Source organism: Pseudomonas sp. NPDC089422 (genome assembly GCF_044749405.1).
GTDB lineage: Bacteria > Pseudomonadota > Gammaproteobacteria > Pseudomonadales > Pseudomonadaceae > Aquipseudomonas.
Map to the genome: position 1 here is coordinate 428,223 of NZ_JBIVHW010000001.1, position 14,047 is coordinate 442,269.

The 14,047-nt window shown below is 63.7% G+C and carries 14 protein-coding genes and 1 pseudogene; 9 read left to right on the forward strand and 6 right to left on the reverse strand.

All coding sequences use genetic code 11. From position 1 onward, the window contains the following. The first annotated feature begins 5 nt into the window (after positions 1-5). From ACIPZ8_RS01910 to ACIPZ8_RS01925, 4 genes and pseudogenes are all read left to right on the forward strand, one after another. Positions 6-566 (forward strand): DUF4174 domain-containing protein, encoded by a 561-nt coding sequence (locus ACIPZ8_RS01910; protein WP_400719312.1) that lies wholly within the window; start codon positions 6-8, stop codon positions 564-566. A gap of 110 nt (positions 567-676) precedes the next feature. Next, positions 677-928, forward strand: a pseudogene (locus ACIPZ8_RS01915) (hypothetical protein); the annotation flags it as partial. A 77-nt stretch (positions 929-1,005) separates the two neighbouring features. Next, positions 1,006-1,830 carry a DUF692 domain-containing protein gene (locus ACIPZ8_RS01920; RefSeq protein WP_400719313.1) on the forward strand — a complete coding sequence of 275 codons (825 nt, stop codon included), beginning with the start codon at positions 1,006-1,008 and terminating at the stop codon, positions 1,828-1,830. Further along, positions 1,823-2,521, forward strand: coding sequence for a DUF2063 domain-containing protein (locus tag ACIPZ8_RS01925; RefSeq protein WP_400719314.1), 699 nt, complete (start codon positions 1,823-1,825; stop codon positions 2,519-2,521). Before ACIPZ8_RS01920 ends, ACIPZ8_RS01925 begins: the two co-directional genes overlap by 8 nt. Before the next feature lie 32 nt (positions 2,522-2,553). On the opposite strand, the gene ACIPZ8_RS01930 is transcribed toward ACIPZ8_RS01925, so the two are convergent. The 4 genes from ACIPZ8_RS01930 to ACIPZ8_RS01945 form a co-directional block, all read right to left on the reverse strand. Beyond that, complete coding sequence (locus ACIPZ8_RS01930) at positions 2,554-3,045, reverse strand: DoxX family protein (protein WP_400719315.1); 492 nt, start codon at positions 3,043-3,045, stop codon at positions 2,554-2,556. Between the two features lie 15 nt (positions 3,046-3,060). Then, complete coding sequence (locus ACIPZ8_RS01935) at positions 3,061-3,663, reverse strand: hypothetical protein (RefSeq protein ID WP_400719316.1); 603 nt, start codon at positions 3,661-3,663, stop codon at positions 3,061-3,063. A gap of 144 nt (positions 3,664-3,807) precedes the next feature. Further along, positions 3,808-5,091, reverse strand: a complete 1,284-nt coding sequence (locus ACIPZ8_RS01940; protein ID WP_400719317.1) for a sensor histidine kinase — start codon at positions 5,089-5,091, stop codon at positions 3,808-3,810. Then, positions 5,088-5,828, reverse strand: coding sequence for a response regulator (locus ACIPZ8_RS01945; protein WP_400719318.1), 741 nt, complete (start codon positions 5,826-5,828; stop codon positions 5,088-5,090). Before ACIPZ8_RS01945 ends, ACIPZ8_RS01940 begins: the two co-directional genes overlap by 4 nt. 222 nt (positions 5,829-6,050) lie before the next feature. On the opposite strand from ACIPZ8_RS01945, the gene ACIPZ8_RS01950 reads away from it, so the two are divergent. Both ACIPZ8_RS01950 and ACIPZ8_RS01955 read left to right on the forward strand, forming a co-directional pair. Then, entirely contained in the window at positions 6,051-6,326 is a 276-nt protein-coding gene (locus ACIPZ8_RS01950) for a DUF2790 domain-containing protein (protein WP_400719319.1), read from the forward strand. Continuing rightward, the gene (locus tag ACIPZ8_RS01955) at positions 6,316-6,855 is read left to right on the forward strand and encodes a thioredoxin family protein (RefSeq protein ID WP_400719320.1); all 540 of its coding nucleotides are present in this window, start codon (positions 6,316-6,318) and stop codon (positions 6,853-6,855) included. The genes ACIPZ8_RS01950 and ACIPZ8_RS01955 overlap by 11 nt, the downstream gene beginning before the upstream one ends. Positions 6,856-6,907: 52 nt before the next feature. On the opposite strand, the gene ACIPZ8_RS01960 is transcribed toward ACIPZ8_RS01955, so the two are convergent. Together ACIPZ8_RS01960 and aroQ are read right to left on the reverse strand one after the other, a co-directional pair. After that, positions 6,908-7,756 carry a shikimate dehydrogenase gene (locus ACIPZ8_RS01960; RefSeq protein WP_400719321.1) on the reverse strand — a complete coding sequence of 283 codons (849 nt, stop codon included), beginning with the start codon at positions 7,754-7,756 and terminating at the stop codon, positions 6,908-6,910. Then, positions 7,753-8,202 carry a type II 3-dehydroquinate dehydratase gene (gene aroQ / locus ACIPZ8_RS01965; RefSeq protein ID WP_400719322.1) on the reverse strand — a complete coding sequence of 150 codons (450 nt, stop codon included), beginning with the start codon at positions 8,200-8,202 and terminating at the stop codon, positions 7,753-7,755. The genes ACIPZ8_RS01960 and aroQ overlap by 4 nt, the downstream gene beginning before the upstream one ends. Before the next feature lie 217 nt (positions 8,203-8,419). Between aroQ and ACIPZ8_RS01970 the strand changes: the two genes are divergently transcribed. Genes ACIPZ8_RS01970 through ACIPZ8_RS01980 form a run of 3 tightly spaced genes read left to right on the forward strand, consistent with a single transcriptional unit; the run spans position 8,420 to position 14,031 of the window. Then, complete coding sequence (locus ACIPZ8_RS01970) at positions 8,420-9,673, forward strand: TolC family protein (protein ID WP_400719323.1); 1,254 nt, start codon at positions 8,420-8,422, stop codon at positions 9,671-9,673. Then, a complete protein-coding gene (locus tag ACIPZ8_RS01975; protein ID WP_400719324.1) occupies positions 9,666-10,877 on the forward strand; it encodes an efflux RND transporter periplasmic adaptor subunit in 1,212 nt (403 codons plus the stop codon). Before ACIPZ8_RS01970 ends, ACIPZ8_RS01975 begins: the two co-directional genes overlap by 8 nt. Positions 10,878-10,893: 16 nt before the next feature. Beyond that, positions 10,894-14,031 carry an efflux RND transporter permease subunit gene (locus ACIPZ8_RS01980; RefSeq protein ID WP_400719325.1) on the forward strand — a complete coding sequence of 1,046 codons (3,138 nt, stop codon included), beginning with the start codon at positions 10,894-10,896 and terminating at the stop codon, positions 14,029-14,031. Positions 14,032-14,047 lie beyond the last annotated feature (16 nt).

Consider the following 14,047-nt stretch of genomic DNA (forward strand, 5'->3'; position numbering starts at 1 on the left):
TACGCATGCTCGTTCGGTCACTGACACTTGCCACCTTGCTTGCCGTTGCCGGCCCTTTGCTTGCAGCTGATAGTGACGCGCCGCTGGCGAAGGAGCTGGGCAAGGCCAGGCCCTTGGTGGTGATTGCGCCCAGCAGCGCTGATCCAACCTTGCGCGGGCTGAACGACGCGCTCAAGGACCCGGCTACCCAGTCTGCATTCAAGGAGCGTGGGCTGGTGCTGTTCAGTGTTGCCAACATGATGGGCAAGCGTGAGGACAAGAACCTCGAGCAGCAGACCACCATGGCGTTGATCCGCGAACTCAAATTGGGCGCGAGCAAAGGGACCAAGGTGATCCTGGTGGGCAAGGATGGCGAGCGGCATGTGCTCAAGGATGACGAGTCGGGTGAGAAAATCGACCCGCAGCTCATTCTCAAGGCTGTCGACGAGCTGCCGGCCAGCGAAAAAGCGATGACCGCCCCCGAGCCGGTTGTCGCAGCTCCCGAAGCCAACGCCAAGGACAGCAAACCGACGAAACCCGCCAAGCCTGCCAAGCCGGCCGCCCCCCCCAAGCCTCTCGAGGACTGATCTGACAGCCCGTCAATCCATGTCCTTCACTCGCGGCTGATTCAGGCGATAAAGCTTGGTTAGCTTTGCAGTTTTAATTGCTCTTCATTCAACAGAACGGGAGCAATACCATGAGCAATGCACGTAATACGCTCGGCTTGGTCGGGGTCGCACTGATCGGTGGCATGGCTGTCGCCAACAGCGCATTTGCTGTCGAACCCATGCCGCAGGGCTACCAGGTGGCCTCGGCAAAGGAGTCGGGTGAGGGGAAGTGCGGCGAGGGCAAGTGTGGCGCAAGTGGCAAAGCCAGTCCGGGCGATGGCAAGAGCAGCGAAGGCAAGTGTGGAGAAGGCAAGTGCGGCGGCAGCGATAAATCCAAGTCCTGATAACGCGTAACCAACAATGACACCGCCCCGCCTGAGCTTCAGGTGGGGCGTTTTACTGTTATCAGGAGTTCGTCATGCACGATGTACCTTTGCATTGCGGTCTCGGCCTGCGTCGAGGGCTCATGACCGAGCTACTGGCTCTGGAACAGAGCGACGTGGATTTTCTGGAATGCGCACCGGAAAACTGGATCGGTGTCGGTGGCGTCCATGGCCGCCAGTTCGCTCAGTTGGCTGAACGTTATCCGCTGGTCTGCCATGGCCTGTCCTTGTCACTGGGGGGGAGCTTGCCGCTGGATCGTCGCTTGCTAGAGCAGACGCGGGTATTTCTGGAGCGCTACGGGGTCCGGCACTTCAGCGAACATTTAAGTTACTGTTGCGACGATGGTCACCTGTATGACCTGTTGCCGATTCCGTTTACCGACGAAGCGGTTCGTGCAGTCGCTGCCCGCATCCGTCAGGCCCAGGATTTGCTCCAGCGGCGCATCGCCGTGGAAAACATCAGCTACTACGCGGCGCCTTACCAAGCCATGAGCGAGCTGGATTTCATCCTGGCCGTTGTAGCCGAGGCGGATTGCGACCTTCTGGTGGATGTCAACAATATCACCGTCAACGCCTGTAATCATGGGTACGATGCCCAAGCGTTCCTGCGAGGTTTGCCGATAGCGCGTGTCACCGGAATGCATGTTGCCGGGCATTTCGACCAAGCGTCTGATCTGAAGATCGACAGCCACGGTTCGGCCGTCAGCGACAACGTCTGGTCACTGTTCGCCCTTGCAACTGCACGCTTTGGTAGGCGACCAACCGTGCTGGAGCGTGACTTCAATTATCCGCCCTTGGCGGACTTGCTGCAGGAGGTCGCTCACATGCGTGCCATCCAGAGGGAGATGGCACATGAGTGAAACCTTGCGTCTCCAGCAGTTCGCGCTGGCCCGGCATCTTCGCGATCCCGACCGGTATCCCGCGCCTACCGGCATCGAGGCTCGGCGTCTTGGCGTGTATCGGGCACTGCTGTATGGCGCAATCGAAAGCTTGCTGGCTGGCAGTTTTCCGGTGTTGCGCAGGACGTTGGGGGACAAACGCTGGCATGCGCGGGTACAGCATTTTCATGCCAACTATCGAAGCGATACACCCTTGTTTCCCGAGGTGGCAGGCGTCTTCGTCGATTACCTGCTTGGCATCCAGCTCGATGCGCCCTGGCAGGCAGAACTCGCCCACTATGAATGGATCGAATCGTATCTCTGCTTGAGCGACGCCGAAGACCCCGCGCACGATCCCTCAGGTGACTTGCTGCAGAGGGAGCCGATGCTGTCTTGTACGGCCAGGGTGTTGGCCTATCGCTGGCCGGTGGAGCGTATCTGCCCGGAGTATCAGCCGAATGAGGCACCAGCCTCTCCCACCTTGCTGCTGGTGTACCGTGATCGCCAACTGCAGGTTCGCTTCGCCCGTCTGACGCCTATGGCCTATAGGCTGCTCGTTCAGCAAGAGGGTACCGGGCTGCAGCGGATACGTGCATTGGGTGGAGAGCTGGAACAGGGTCTGGCGTTGCTCGAGCATTTGCGTGATCAGGGTGTCATCATCGGCTCGCGATGACAGGAGGGCTGCATGGCAGCCCTCCTCTGGTGTCACTTCGATAACCAACGCGTCCTGATCCATTGATCCAGGCTCAAGCGGCCGGCCCCCTTGAGCAGCAGAGGGATCAGCGCCACGAGGTAGATGAGTGGCAGCTTGAAGTTGCCGAAGCCCTGATCGCTGATCGAGTACCCCTGGGCCAGTTCTGCCAGGCTCGACCAGTGCGCCGGCCAATGAACTGCAGCAATCGCCACCACAGTCACCACGATCAATCCGGCAGATGCTAGTCGCGTGCCCAGCCCCAACAACAGCAACAGCGGCAAAAGCAACTCGGACCACATCGACAACTGCCAGTTCAGCTCGGCCGGCAGCACATTGAAAGGGAACGGGAAGTTCGATTGCAGATCGCCGAACCAGTTGCTGCCATTGAACTTCTCCCAGCCGGACTCGAAGAACTCCCAAGCCAGGAACAGCCGCAATGGCAGGTCGGCGCTCCAGCTGCCAAAGCGGTCGACAGTTGTGAAGGTACGGGTCAGTGTGGTCATGGTGGTCATCTCGTATCAGGAAAGGGCAGACGCAGTGCGGCGCTGGTGCTGAGCCAGCTTGGCCACGAGCTTGAAGGTGATGGCGCTGAAAATCAGGGCGAAGGCCAGCGGGTAGCCGCCACCTGTAGGGATGCGGGGGTAGAACGACAGACAGAACACCACGGCCAGTACCCACATACCGGTACTGTGCAGGGCCTTCCATGCACGGCCACCGAGCAGGCGCTTGGGTGCCTTGAAGGAGGTCACGGTGAGTAGCAGCAGAAACACGTAGCCGATGCTGCCGGGCAGGCTAGAGCTGAACTGTTCAGGAAACTGCTGGGCGTGACAGTAGATCAGCACAGCATGCACGGCATGTGAGAAGGCGAATGCCAGGCCCAGGTAGCGCCGCTCGCGAACCAACCAGCGGCTGCCGCTGCTGGGCACAAAGGTGAGCAATGACGAGGCCAGGAAAGCCAGCAGGAACAGTATGAAGGAGCTCCGAGCGGTGGCACGGATGGCGCTGAGTAGGCTTTGCGCACCGGGCGGGTAGCTGAGCAGTACCACTGCGGTCATGAACAGGGTCAGGCCAGCCAGGGTGGCGAACAGCTTCCAGCCGGAGGGCACGGTGAGTGGCTTCATGGGGGAGGTCTCCCGGAGTGTCGTTGTGTGGCCGGGAGTGTGTATTGGGAGGGTATCTGCTGTGTGTCGGTAAACGTGGATTTGTGTATCGGACTGTAGCCCCCTGTGTTGTAGGGCGGCGTGTTGGGGCCGCCGCCTAGGTCGTTACAGTTCGATCTGGGCGCACAATCCGCCGTCTTTTCGGTTGCTCAAGGTCAGCCTGCCGCCCATGGCCTGGGTCAGTTGCTGGGCGATGGCCAGCCCAAGGCCGGTACCTCCAGTGCTGCGGTTGCGTGAGCTCTCCACGCGGTAGAAGGGCTTGAGCACTTCATCCAGCTCCGCCTGCGGAATTCCTGGGCCCTCATCGAGAACCCGGATCAACGTCTTGCCCCGCTCGCGACTGACCTCGAGCTGTGCTTTACCCGCAAACTTCAGGGCGTTGTCCACTAGGTTAACCAGTACGCGGCGCAACGCGTGGGGGCGGGTTTCCAGCAGGCTGCCGGTATTGCCGTGGCGCTCCACCTGGGCGCCGCTGTCCTGGTAGTCGAATACCACGCTGTCGAGGAAGGCGTCGAGGTTGATCCGGCAGGGCGCCTCGGTGTTGATGTCCATGCTGCGGGCGTAGGCCACACCTTCGCGGACCAGATGCTCCATGGCGTCCAGGTCATGCCAGAGCTTGTCCTTCTCGACGCCTTCGTCCATGACCTCGACCCGCAGTTTCATGCGCGTGATCGGTGTTTGCAGGTCGTGGGAAATGGCAGCCAGCAATTGCATGCGTTCTTTCAGGTAGGCAGCGATGCGAGCCTGCAGGGCGTTGAACGCCACTGCGGCGTATTTCACCTCGCGTGGGCCGCTTTCATCGAGCTGTACGCCGGGTTTGTCCGGGTCGAGGTCATCCACGGCCTGGGCCAGGCGGGTGAGAGGGCCGATGGCCAGGCGCACGGCCAGCCAGGTGCAGAACAGCAGCACGGCCAGCTGGATCAGCAGTACCAGCGGCAGCCAGCGCGCTACAGGGACGGGAGATGGCGTGACATCGATGGTCAGCGGTGCGCCATCGGCCAGGCGCAGGTGGGCCTGGAAGTGGGCGTTGGGACCGGGGATGTCCTGGAAGGTCAGCGGGTACTGGGCGCCGATGGCCTTGACGATCGACTCGGCGGCCATGGGCGGGTCGTTGCTTGGCATGGCTGAGCCCGGCGAGCCTTCGTCCAGCTGGTAACGGTAGGTGCGCCGTTCCAGCCGCGACAGCCAGGCGGCACGTTCGGCAGCGGGCAGGCGTTCGAGGATGGCCACCGAGGTGATCACGTCCTGCTCCAGGTTGCTGAGCATCATCGATCGGCTGCTGATGTAGCGCTCGTAAGCTTGCAGGCTGAACGACAGCCCATAGGCCAGTACCAGCCCGGTGAAGAAGATCAAGGCCAGGCGCGAGGCGAGGGTGCGGGGCCATTTCATGATGGCGACTCAAGAAGTTGGACTGCCAGCGAGAACACATACCCCTCACTGCGCACGGTCTTGATGCAGCTCGGCTCACGTGCATCGTCGCCCAGGCGTTGGCGCAGGCGGCTGACCAGCAGGTCGATGGAGCGGTCGAAGATGTCTGCCTCGCGCCCCTGGGTCAGGTTCAGCAACTGCTCGCGGCTGAGCACCCGTTGCGGATGGTCGAGGAACACCCGTAACAAGCGGTACTCGGCACCACTGAGGGCCACCAGCGTGCCTTCGCTGTCGAGCAGGTGGCGGGCGGTGGTGTCCAGGCGCCACTGGCCAAAGGCGAGCAGGCGGCTGCTTTCGCTGATGGTCAGATTCGGAGGCAGCATGCGCGTACGACGCAGCACGGCATTGATGCGCGCCAGCAGTTCGCGGGCGGAAAACGGCTTGGTCAGATAGTCGTCGGCACCCATTTCCAGGCCGATGATACGGTCGGTCTCGTCATTGCGTGCGGTGAGCATCAATACCGGCGTGTTGCGGTGTTTGCCGGCGCGCAGTTCGCGGCACAGCAGCAGGCCGTCGTCGCCAGGCATCATGATATCGAGGACGATCAGGTCGACGCTGCTTGCTTCGAGGAAGGCGCGCATTTGCCGGCCGTCGGCGACGATGCTGGTCCGCAGGCCGTTCTTTTTCAGGTAGTTGCCGACCAGTTCGCGGATCTCACGGTCATCGTCGACGATCAGGATGTGATCGACATGTTCCATTCGCGGCGTTCCTGTTCAAGGGGGAGTGGGCGCAGTGTACCGAGCACATTGCAGCTTGCCTGCTGGGTTTTGTATTGCAGTGTATCTGGCCTGTGTACAGATACAGGAGAAAGCAGATCACAGCCTGAGGTGACACATGCGAGATACCTGTCGGACGTGAAATGGCTCTCGACCGGGGAGCACAGATCCCCACCCCTGAAAGTGTTGCCAAGGAGAGATGCCATGAACTTCAAGACTATCGCCAGCGCCAGCCTGTTCGCTGTGCTCAGCCTCGGTACCGTTGCCGCCAATGCAAGCGCCACCTCGATGAACGACGCCAGCGTCATGCAGTACCGCTATGGCGACCATCTGGATGTGAAGAAAGTGCTGTCGGTGAAAGATGACCAGAGCAATGCCTGCGGCCCGGTCAAGACTCGCATGGACTACCTCGACTCCAAAGGCCAGCGTGAGAGCGTCGAATACCGCACCTACGCCACGAGCGGTTGCCATGACAACTGATCGCCGGCGGCTGTTGAAAGTGGGGGGCGTGGCCCTGGCGCTGGTTGGCCTGGGCCTTGCGGCTGGGCAACTGATGGCTCGCGATAACTACGGCGCCATGCCGTCACTGGCTGGTGCCAGCCAATGGCTCAACTCACCGCCATTGGACGCCCCGGCGCTCAAGGGCAAGGTGGTGCTGGTGGATTTCTGGACCTGGGACTGCATCAACTGCCAGCGCAGCCTGCCGCATGTCAACGAATGGGCACGGCGCTATGCCGACCAAGGGCTGGTGGTGGTGGGGGTGCATACGCCGGAGTACGACTACGAGCACGATGTGGGGCAGTTGAAGAGAAAGGTGGCGAGCCTGGGTATCGCGTATCCGGTGGCGGTGGATAACGATTACCAGGTCTGGAATGCCTGGGGTAACCAGTTCTGGCCTGCCCATTACTTTGTCGATCGGAAAGGGCAGGTGCGGCATGTGCACTTTGGTGAAGGTGACTATGCCGGGCAGGAAACAGTCATACAGGCATTGCTAGATGAAAAAGGTTAGATCCGAGTTGCCTTTTTCGCGGGGGAACCCGCGAAAAAGGCGCGGCGGTATGTCAGGAGAAACTGGCGAAATGCGCCTGCATGCGCTCGGCATCCGCCTGTTTGCCACTGAACAGCTCGAACGCCTTCACCGCCTGGAACACGGCCATGTTGCTGCCATCCAGCGTGCGGCAACCCAGCGCCCGTGCTGCTTTCAGCAGCTCGGTCTCCAGCGGGAAATAGATGATTTCTGCCACCCATAAGCGCGGGTGCAACAGCGCCACGGGCAGTGGCGTGCCTGGCAACTTGGCCATGCCCACCGGCGTGGTGTTGACCAGGCCATCGGCCTCGGCCACCTCGACCGCAAGGTCCGTTCCCAGTACCGCCCGACCCGCGCCGAAATGGCCGTTGAGGTTGTCCACCAGCGCCTGGGCACGCGCCGCATCCACTTCGAACAGCACCAGTTGCTCGACCCCTTCGCTCAGCAGTGCATGGGCCACCGCCGAGCCCGCGCCGCCAGCGCCCATCTGCACCACGCGCCGCCGCGACACATCCGGCAGGCCACGGCGCAGGCCTTCGGCGAAGCCCAGGCAGTCGGTGTTGTGGCCGACCCGCTTGCCATCCTTGAGCACCACGGTGTTCACCGCGCCAATGCCGCGCGCCTCGTCTGACAGCTCATCGAGCAGTGGCAGGATTGCCTGCTTGAACGGGTAGGTGATGTTGAGCCCGGTAAAACCGGTGTGCTGGGCAGCATCGAGCAGCTGCGCCAGGGCGCTGTCCTCAAGCTTGAGCTGGTCGGCATCGATCAGGCGGTAGAGGTAGCGCAGGTGCTGGGCGTCACCTTCATGCTCGTGCAGGGCAGGGGTGCGCGACAGCTGGATGCCACGCCCGATCAGGCCGGCAAGGATGGCGGGCTGGCTCATGCGCGCGGCTCCTGGAACATTTCGGCAAAGTGGCTCAGGGCCATGCGGTAGCCGTGGCTGCCCAGGCCGCAGATCACGCCCACGGCAATCGACGAGACGAACGACAGGTGGCGGAACGGCTCGCGCTTGTGGACGTTGGACAGGTGTACTTCGATGACCGGGAGTTCGCTGGCCACCAGGGCGTCACGGATGGCTACGGAGGTGTGGGTCCAGGCGCCGGGATTGATCACGATACCGGCACAGCGACCGCGGGCGGCGTGGATCCAGTCGATCAGTTCGCCTTCGTGGTTGGTCTGGCGGAATTCGATTTCCAGGCCGTGGTCATGGGCAGTGTCGGCGCAACCCTGGGCCAGGTCGGCGAGGGTTTCATGGCCATACTGGGTGGGCTCACGGGTCCCCAGCATATTCAGGTTGGGGCCGTTGAGCACGAGAATAAGGGGCTTCATGGCGGGCATCGCTTTGTTGTTGTTGAATACGCCTATGTTTGTACTGGGTGGTTAATTTCGTCAATTGGATCAGGTGTCGCAGGTTGGCAAAGTGGGCGATTATCGGACTTGTTCGGGCGGATCGCCGGATTACGGAATTGTAATGTTCACGCCACCGCCTCGATAACCAGCTCTCCTTACAGTCCCTCGCCACTGCTTGCCGACGAGGACTCCCGAAGTGCCTACCCCCCGCAAGATCGCTTTGCTCAGCCTGTTGCTGGCAGCCACTGCCAGCGCCCAGGCCGGGCCAGGCATGAGCCTGCCCGAGGCGTTGAGCGCCGCCTTCGCCAACAACCCTGAACTGGCCGCTGCCGGTCGCGAAATCGGCATTGCCGAGGGCGAGCGGCGCCAGGCCGGGTTGATCCCCAACCCTGAGCTGGCCTGGGAAATGGAAGACACCCGCCGCGACACCAGCACCAGTACCGTCACCCTCAGCCAGCCACTGGAACTGGGCGGCAAGCGCGGTGCGCGCATCGCTGTGGCCGCTGCCGGCCAGGCCATTGCCCAACTGGACCTCGAACGCCAGCGCAATGGCCTGCGCGCCGATGTAGTCCAGGCGTATCACGCCGCCCTGCGCGCGCAGACTGCCGTGGAGCTGGCGCAGCAGTCACAGGCGCTGACCGAACGTGGTCTGCGGGTAGCGCAGGGCCGGGTCACGGCCGGCCAGTCGTCACCGGTGGAAGCCACCCGTGCCCAGGTGCAACTGGCCCAGGCCCAGGCCGAGGTCCGCCGCGCCGACACCCAGCGCACGGTGGCCTACCAGACTCTGGCGCGGTTGACCGGCAGCCCGCTGGCGGCCTTCGACACCTTGCCGGCGGCCAGTCTGTCACCTGGCGCTGCACCTTCAGCCGATGCCTTGCTCGGTCAGGTCGAGCGGACTGCCGAATGGCGCCTGGCAGCCGCCCAGGTCGAGCGCGGCGAAGCCTCGCTGGGTTCGGAAAAGGCCCTGCGCATTCCCAACCTCACCGTCAGTGTCGGCAGCCAGTACAGCCGCGAGGACCGCGAGCGGGTCAACGTGGTCGGGTTGTCGATGCCCTTGCCGTTGTTCGACCGCAACCAGGGCAACGTGCTGGCCGCCGCACGCCGCGCCGACCAGGCCCGCGACCTGCGCAATGCAGTCGAACTGCGCCTGCGCAGCGAAACCCGCAGCGCCGTCGATCAGTGGCGCACGGCGATGCAGGACGTGCAGGCCTACGACCGCACCATCCTGCCGTCGGCGCAGCAGGCTGTGGACACCGCCACCCGTGGCTTCGAGATGGGCAAGTTCGCCTTTCTCGATGTGCTCGACGCCCAGCGCACCTTGATCGACGCGCGCGGCCTGTACCTCGAGGCCTTGGCGGCGGCAACCGATGCCCGGGCGCAGGTCGAGCGGATCTACGGTGACCTGGATGGATTGAGCAACATTTCGAGCAGCAGGAGCAACAATGACTAACCCCCGCAAACTCGCCCTCCTGGCCGCTGCCATTGCCGTTCTCGGCGTGGGTGGCCTGGCCTGGACCGGCAACCTTGGCCAGGCCAGCAAAGACCAGGCCGGTATGACAGAGCCCCGGCACGACGATCATGGCGAAGACAGCCACGGTCACGCTGAAGAGACTGGTGAAGAGCACCAGGAAAAGGAAGGCGCACTGCACCTGTCGATCGCCCAGATCGAGTCGGCCGGTATCCAGCTGGCCGCCGCCGTCCCCCGCGAACTGGGCACCGCCATCAGCTTCCCCGGCGAGATCCGTTTCGATGAAGACCGTACAGCCCATGTGGTGCCACGGGTGCCGGGGGTGGTCGAGGCGGTGCTGGCCGAACTCGGCCAGTCGGTCAAGCGCGGCCAGGTGCTGGCGGTGATCGCCAGCCAGCAGATCTCCGACCTGCGCAGCGAGCAGCAGGCCGCCCAGCGCCGCCTTGAACTGGCGCGTCTGACCTTCCAGCGCGAGCAGCAACTGTGGCAGGAGCGCATCAGCGCCGAGCAGGACTACCTGCAGGCGCGCCAGGCCTTGCAAGAGGCCGAGATCGCGCTGGCCAATGCCCGGCAGAAGGTGGCCGCGGTCGGCCCGGCCGGTGCCGGCAACCGCTACGAATTGCGCGCCCCCTTCGATGCCGTGGTGGTGGAAAAGCACCTGACCGTGGGCGAAGTGGTCGACGAGACCAGCAATGCCTTTACCCTGTCCGACCTCAGCCGGGTCTGGGCCACCTTCGCCGTCGCTCCACGGGACCTGGCCCGGGTCACCAGCGGGCGCAGCGTGACTGTCAGCGCACCGGACCTCGGTGCCGAGGTCGAGGGCAAGGTCAATTACGTCGGCAGCCTGCTCGGCGAGCAGAACCGCGCCGCCACGGTGCGCGCCACCCTGGCCAACCCCAACGGTGCCTGGCGCCCCGGGCTGTTCGTCAACATCGCGGTCAATGTCGAGCGCTTCAATGCGGCCGTCGTCGTGCCCGAGAGCGCGTTGCAGAGCTGGGAGGAGCAGACCGTGGTGTTCGCCCGCACCGACGAGGGTTTCGAGGCCCGACCGGTGAAGACCGGCCGCCGCGATGCTGGCCAGGTGGAGATCACCGCAGGCCTGGCGGCCGGCACCCAGGTGGCTGCCGCCGGCAGCTTCGTCCTCAAGTCCGAGCTCGGCAAGGCTTCTGCCGAGCACAGCCATTGATTGCGGGGACGCTTGCATGTTCGAACGCCTGATCCAATTCGCCATCGAGCAGCGCCTGGTGGTGATGCTCGCCGTGGTGCTGATGGCTGCCGTGGGCATCCACAGCTACCAGAAACTGCCGATCGATGCGGTGCCTGATATCACCAACGTCCAGGTGCAGATCAACACCGCTGCGCCGGGCTATACGCCACTGGAGACCGAGCAGCGCATCACCTTCGCCATCGAGACCGCCATGGCTGGCCTGCCGGGCCTGAAACAGACGCGCTCGCTGTCGCGTTCGGGGCTGTCGCAGGTGACGGTGATCTTCGACGATGGCACCGATATCTTCTTCGCCCGGCAACTGGTCAACGAGCGCCTGCAGGTGGCCCGCGAGCAGTTGCCCGAGGGCATCGAGGCCGGCATGGGCCCGATCTCCACGGGCTTGGGGGAAATCTTCCTGTGGACTGTGGAGGCCGAGCAGGGCGCGCTCAAGGACGACGGTACGCCTTACACGGCGACCGACCTGCGGGTGATCCAGGACTGGATCATCAAGCCGCAGTTGCGCAATGTGCCCGGCGTCGCCGAGGTCAACAGCATCGGCGGCCACGCCAAGCAGTACCTGATCGCCCCCGAGCCCAAGCGCCTGGCAGCCTACAAGCTCACCCTCAACGACCTGATCGCAGCGCTGGAGCGCAACAACGCCAACGTCGGTGCCGGCTACATCGAGCGCAACGGCGAACAGTGGCTGATCCGCGCGCCGGGGCAGGTAGCCTCGGTCGAGGACATTGCCAACATTGTCATTTCCAGTGTCGATGGCACGCCGATCCGCGTCAGCCATGTCGCCCAGGTCGGCCTGGGCGAAGAGCTGCGCTCCGGCGCGGCCACCGAGAATGGCCGCGAAGTGGTGCTGGGTACGGTGTTCATGCTGATCGGCGAGAACAGCCGCACGGTGTCCCAGGCGGTGGCGGCCAAGCTCGCCGAGATCAACCGCAACCTGCCCGAGGGCGTGGTGGCGGTCACGGTCTATGACCGCACCAATCTGGTGGAGAAGGCCATCGCCACGGTGAAGAAGAACCTCATCGAAGGTGCGATCCTGGTGATTGCCGTGCTGTTCCTGTTCCTGGGTAACATCCGCGCCGCGCTGATCACGGCCATGGTCATCCCGCTGTCGATGTTGTTCACCTTCACCGGCATGTTCAGCAACAAGGTCAGTGCCAACCTGATGAGCCTCGGCGCCCTGGACTTCGGCATCATCGTCGATGGCGCGGTGGTGATCGTCGAAAACGCCATCCGCCGCCTGGCCCATGCCCAGCAACGGCATGGCCGCATGCTGACCCGTGCCGAACGCTTCCACGAGGTGTTCGCCGCCGCCCGCGAGGCGCGCCGGCCGCTGATCTACGGGCAGTTGATCATCATGGTGGTGTACCTGCCGATCTTTGCCCTGACCGGGGTCGAGGGCAAGATGTTCCACCCGATGGCCTTCACCGTGGTGATGGCACTGCTGGGCGCCATGATCCTTTCGGTGACCTTCGTGCCGGCGGCCATCGCGCTGTTCGTCACTGGCAAGGTCAGGGAAGAAGAGGGCGTGGTCATGCGCACCGCCCGCCTGCGCTATGCACCGGTACTCGACTGGGTGCTGGGGCGGCGCAAGCTGGCGTTTGCCGCCGCCGCGGGGCTGGTGCTGCTGTCTGGGGTGGTGGCCAGCCGCATGGGCAGCGAGTTCATCCCCAGCCTAAGCGAGGGCGACTTTGCCTTGCAGGCGCTGCGCGTGCCAGGCACCAGTCTGTCGCAGTCGGTGGACATGCAACAGCGCCTGGAGCAGGCGATCATCGCCCAGGTGCCGGAAGTGGAGCGGGTGTTCGCCCGCACCGGCACCGCCGAGATTGCTTCCGACCCGATGCCGCCGAACATCTCCGATGCCTACGTGATGCTGCGCCCGCGCGAGCAGTGGGGCGACCCTGGCAAGCCCCGCGAGGAGCTGATTGCCGAGGTCCAGCGCGCTGCTGCGAGCGTGCCAGGTAGCAACCACGAGCTGTCGCAGCCGATCCAGTTGCGTTTCAACGAGCTGATTTCCGGCGTGCGCAGTGATGTGGCGGTGAAGGTGTTCGGTGATGACATGGACGTGCTCAACCGCACCGCCGCGCAGATCGCCAGCAGCTTGCAACAGGTGCCAGGCGCCTCGGAAGTGAAGGTCGAGCAGACCACCGGCCTGCCGGTGCTGACCATCGACATCGACCGCGACAAGGCCGCGCGCCATGGCTTGAATGTGGGTGACGTGCAGGACGCCATCGCCATTGCCGTCGGCGGGCGCACGGCGGGCACGTTGTATGAAGGCGATCGCCGTTTCGACATGGTGGTGCGCCTTTCCGAAACCCTGCGTACCGATGTCGATGGCCTGGGCAGCCTGCTGATTCCGGTACCGGCCAGTGCTGCAGCTGGCGCAGCACAGATCGGCTTCATCCCGCTGTCGCAAGTGGCCACGTTGAACCTGCAGCTGGGGCCGAACCAGGTCAGCCGCGAGGATGGCAAGCGCGTGGTGGTGGTCAGCGCCAACGTGCGTGGGCGTGATTTGGGCTCGTTCGTCGAGCAGGCCGAGCAGGCCTTGCGTGAGCAGGTGCAGATCCCGTCGGGTTACTGGACCCGCTGGGGCGGCCAGTTCGAGCAGTTGCAGTCAGCGGCCGAGCGCCTGCGGGTGGTGGTGCCGGTAGCGCTGCTGCTGGTGATGGCGTTGCTGCTGATGATGTTCAACAACCTCAAGGACGGCCTGCTGGTGTTTACCGGGATTCCGTTTGCCTTGACCGGCGGAGTACTGGCGCTGTGGTTGCGGGATATTCCTCTGTCGATTTCCGCCGGGGTGGGCTTCATTGCCTTGTCGGGTGTGGCGGTGCTCAATGGCCTGGTGATGATTGCGTTCATCCGCAACCTGCGAGAGGAAGGGCGCGGTTTGCGTGCGGCGGTCGAGGAAGGGGCGTTGACGCGCTTGCGGCCGGTGCTGATGACGGCGTTGGTGGCGTCCTTGGGGTTCATTCCGATGGCTTTGGCGACAGGGACCGGAGCCGAAGTGCAGCGGCCGCTGGCGACGGTGGTGATTGGCGGGATTCTGTCGTCAACGGCGCTGACCTTGCTGGTGCTGCCGGCCTTGTATCAATGGGCATATAGACGCGAAGAGGATTGAGATCGCGGGGGCCGCT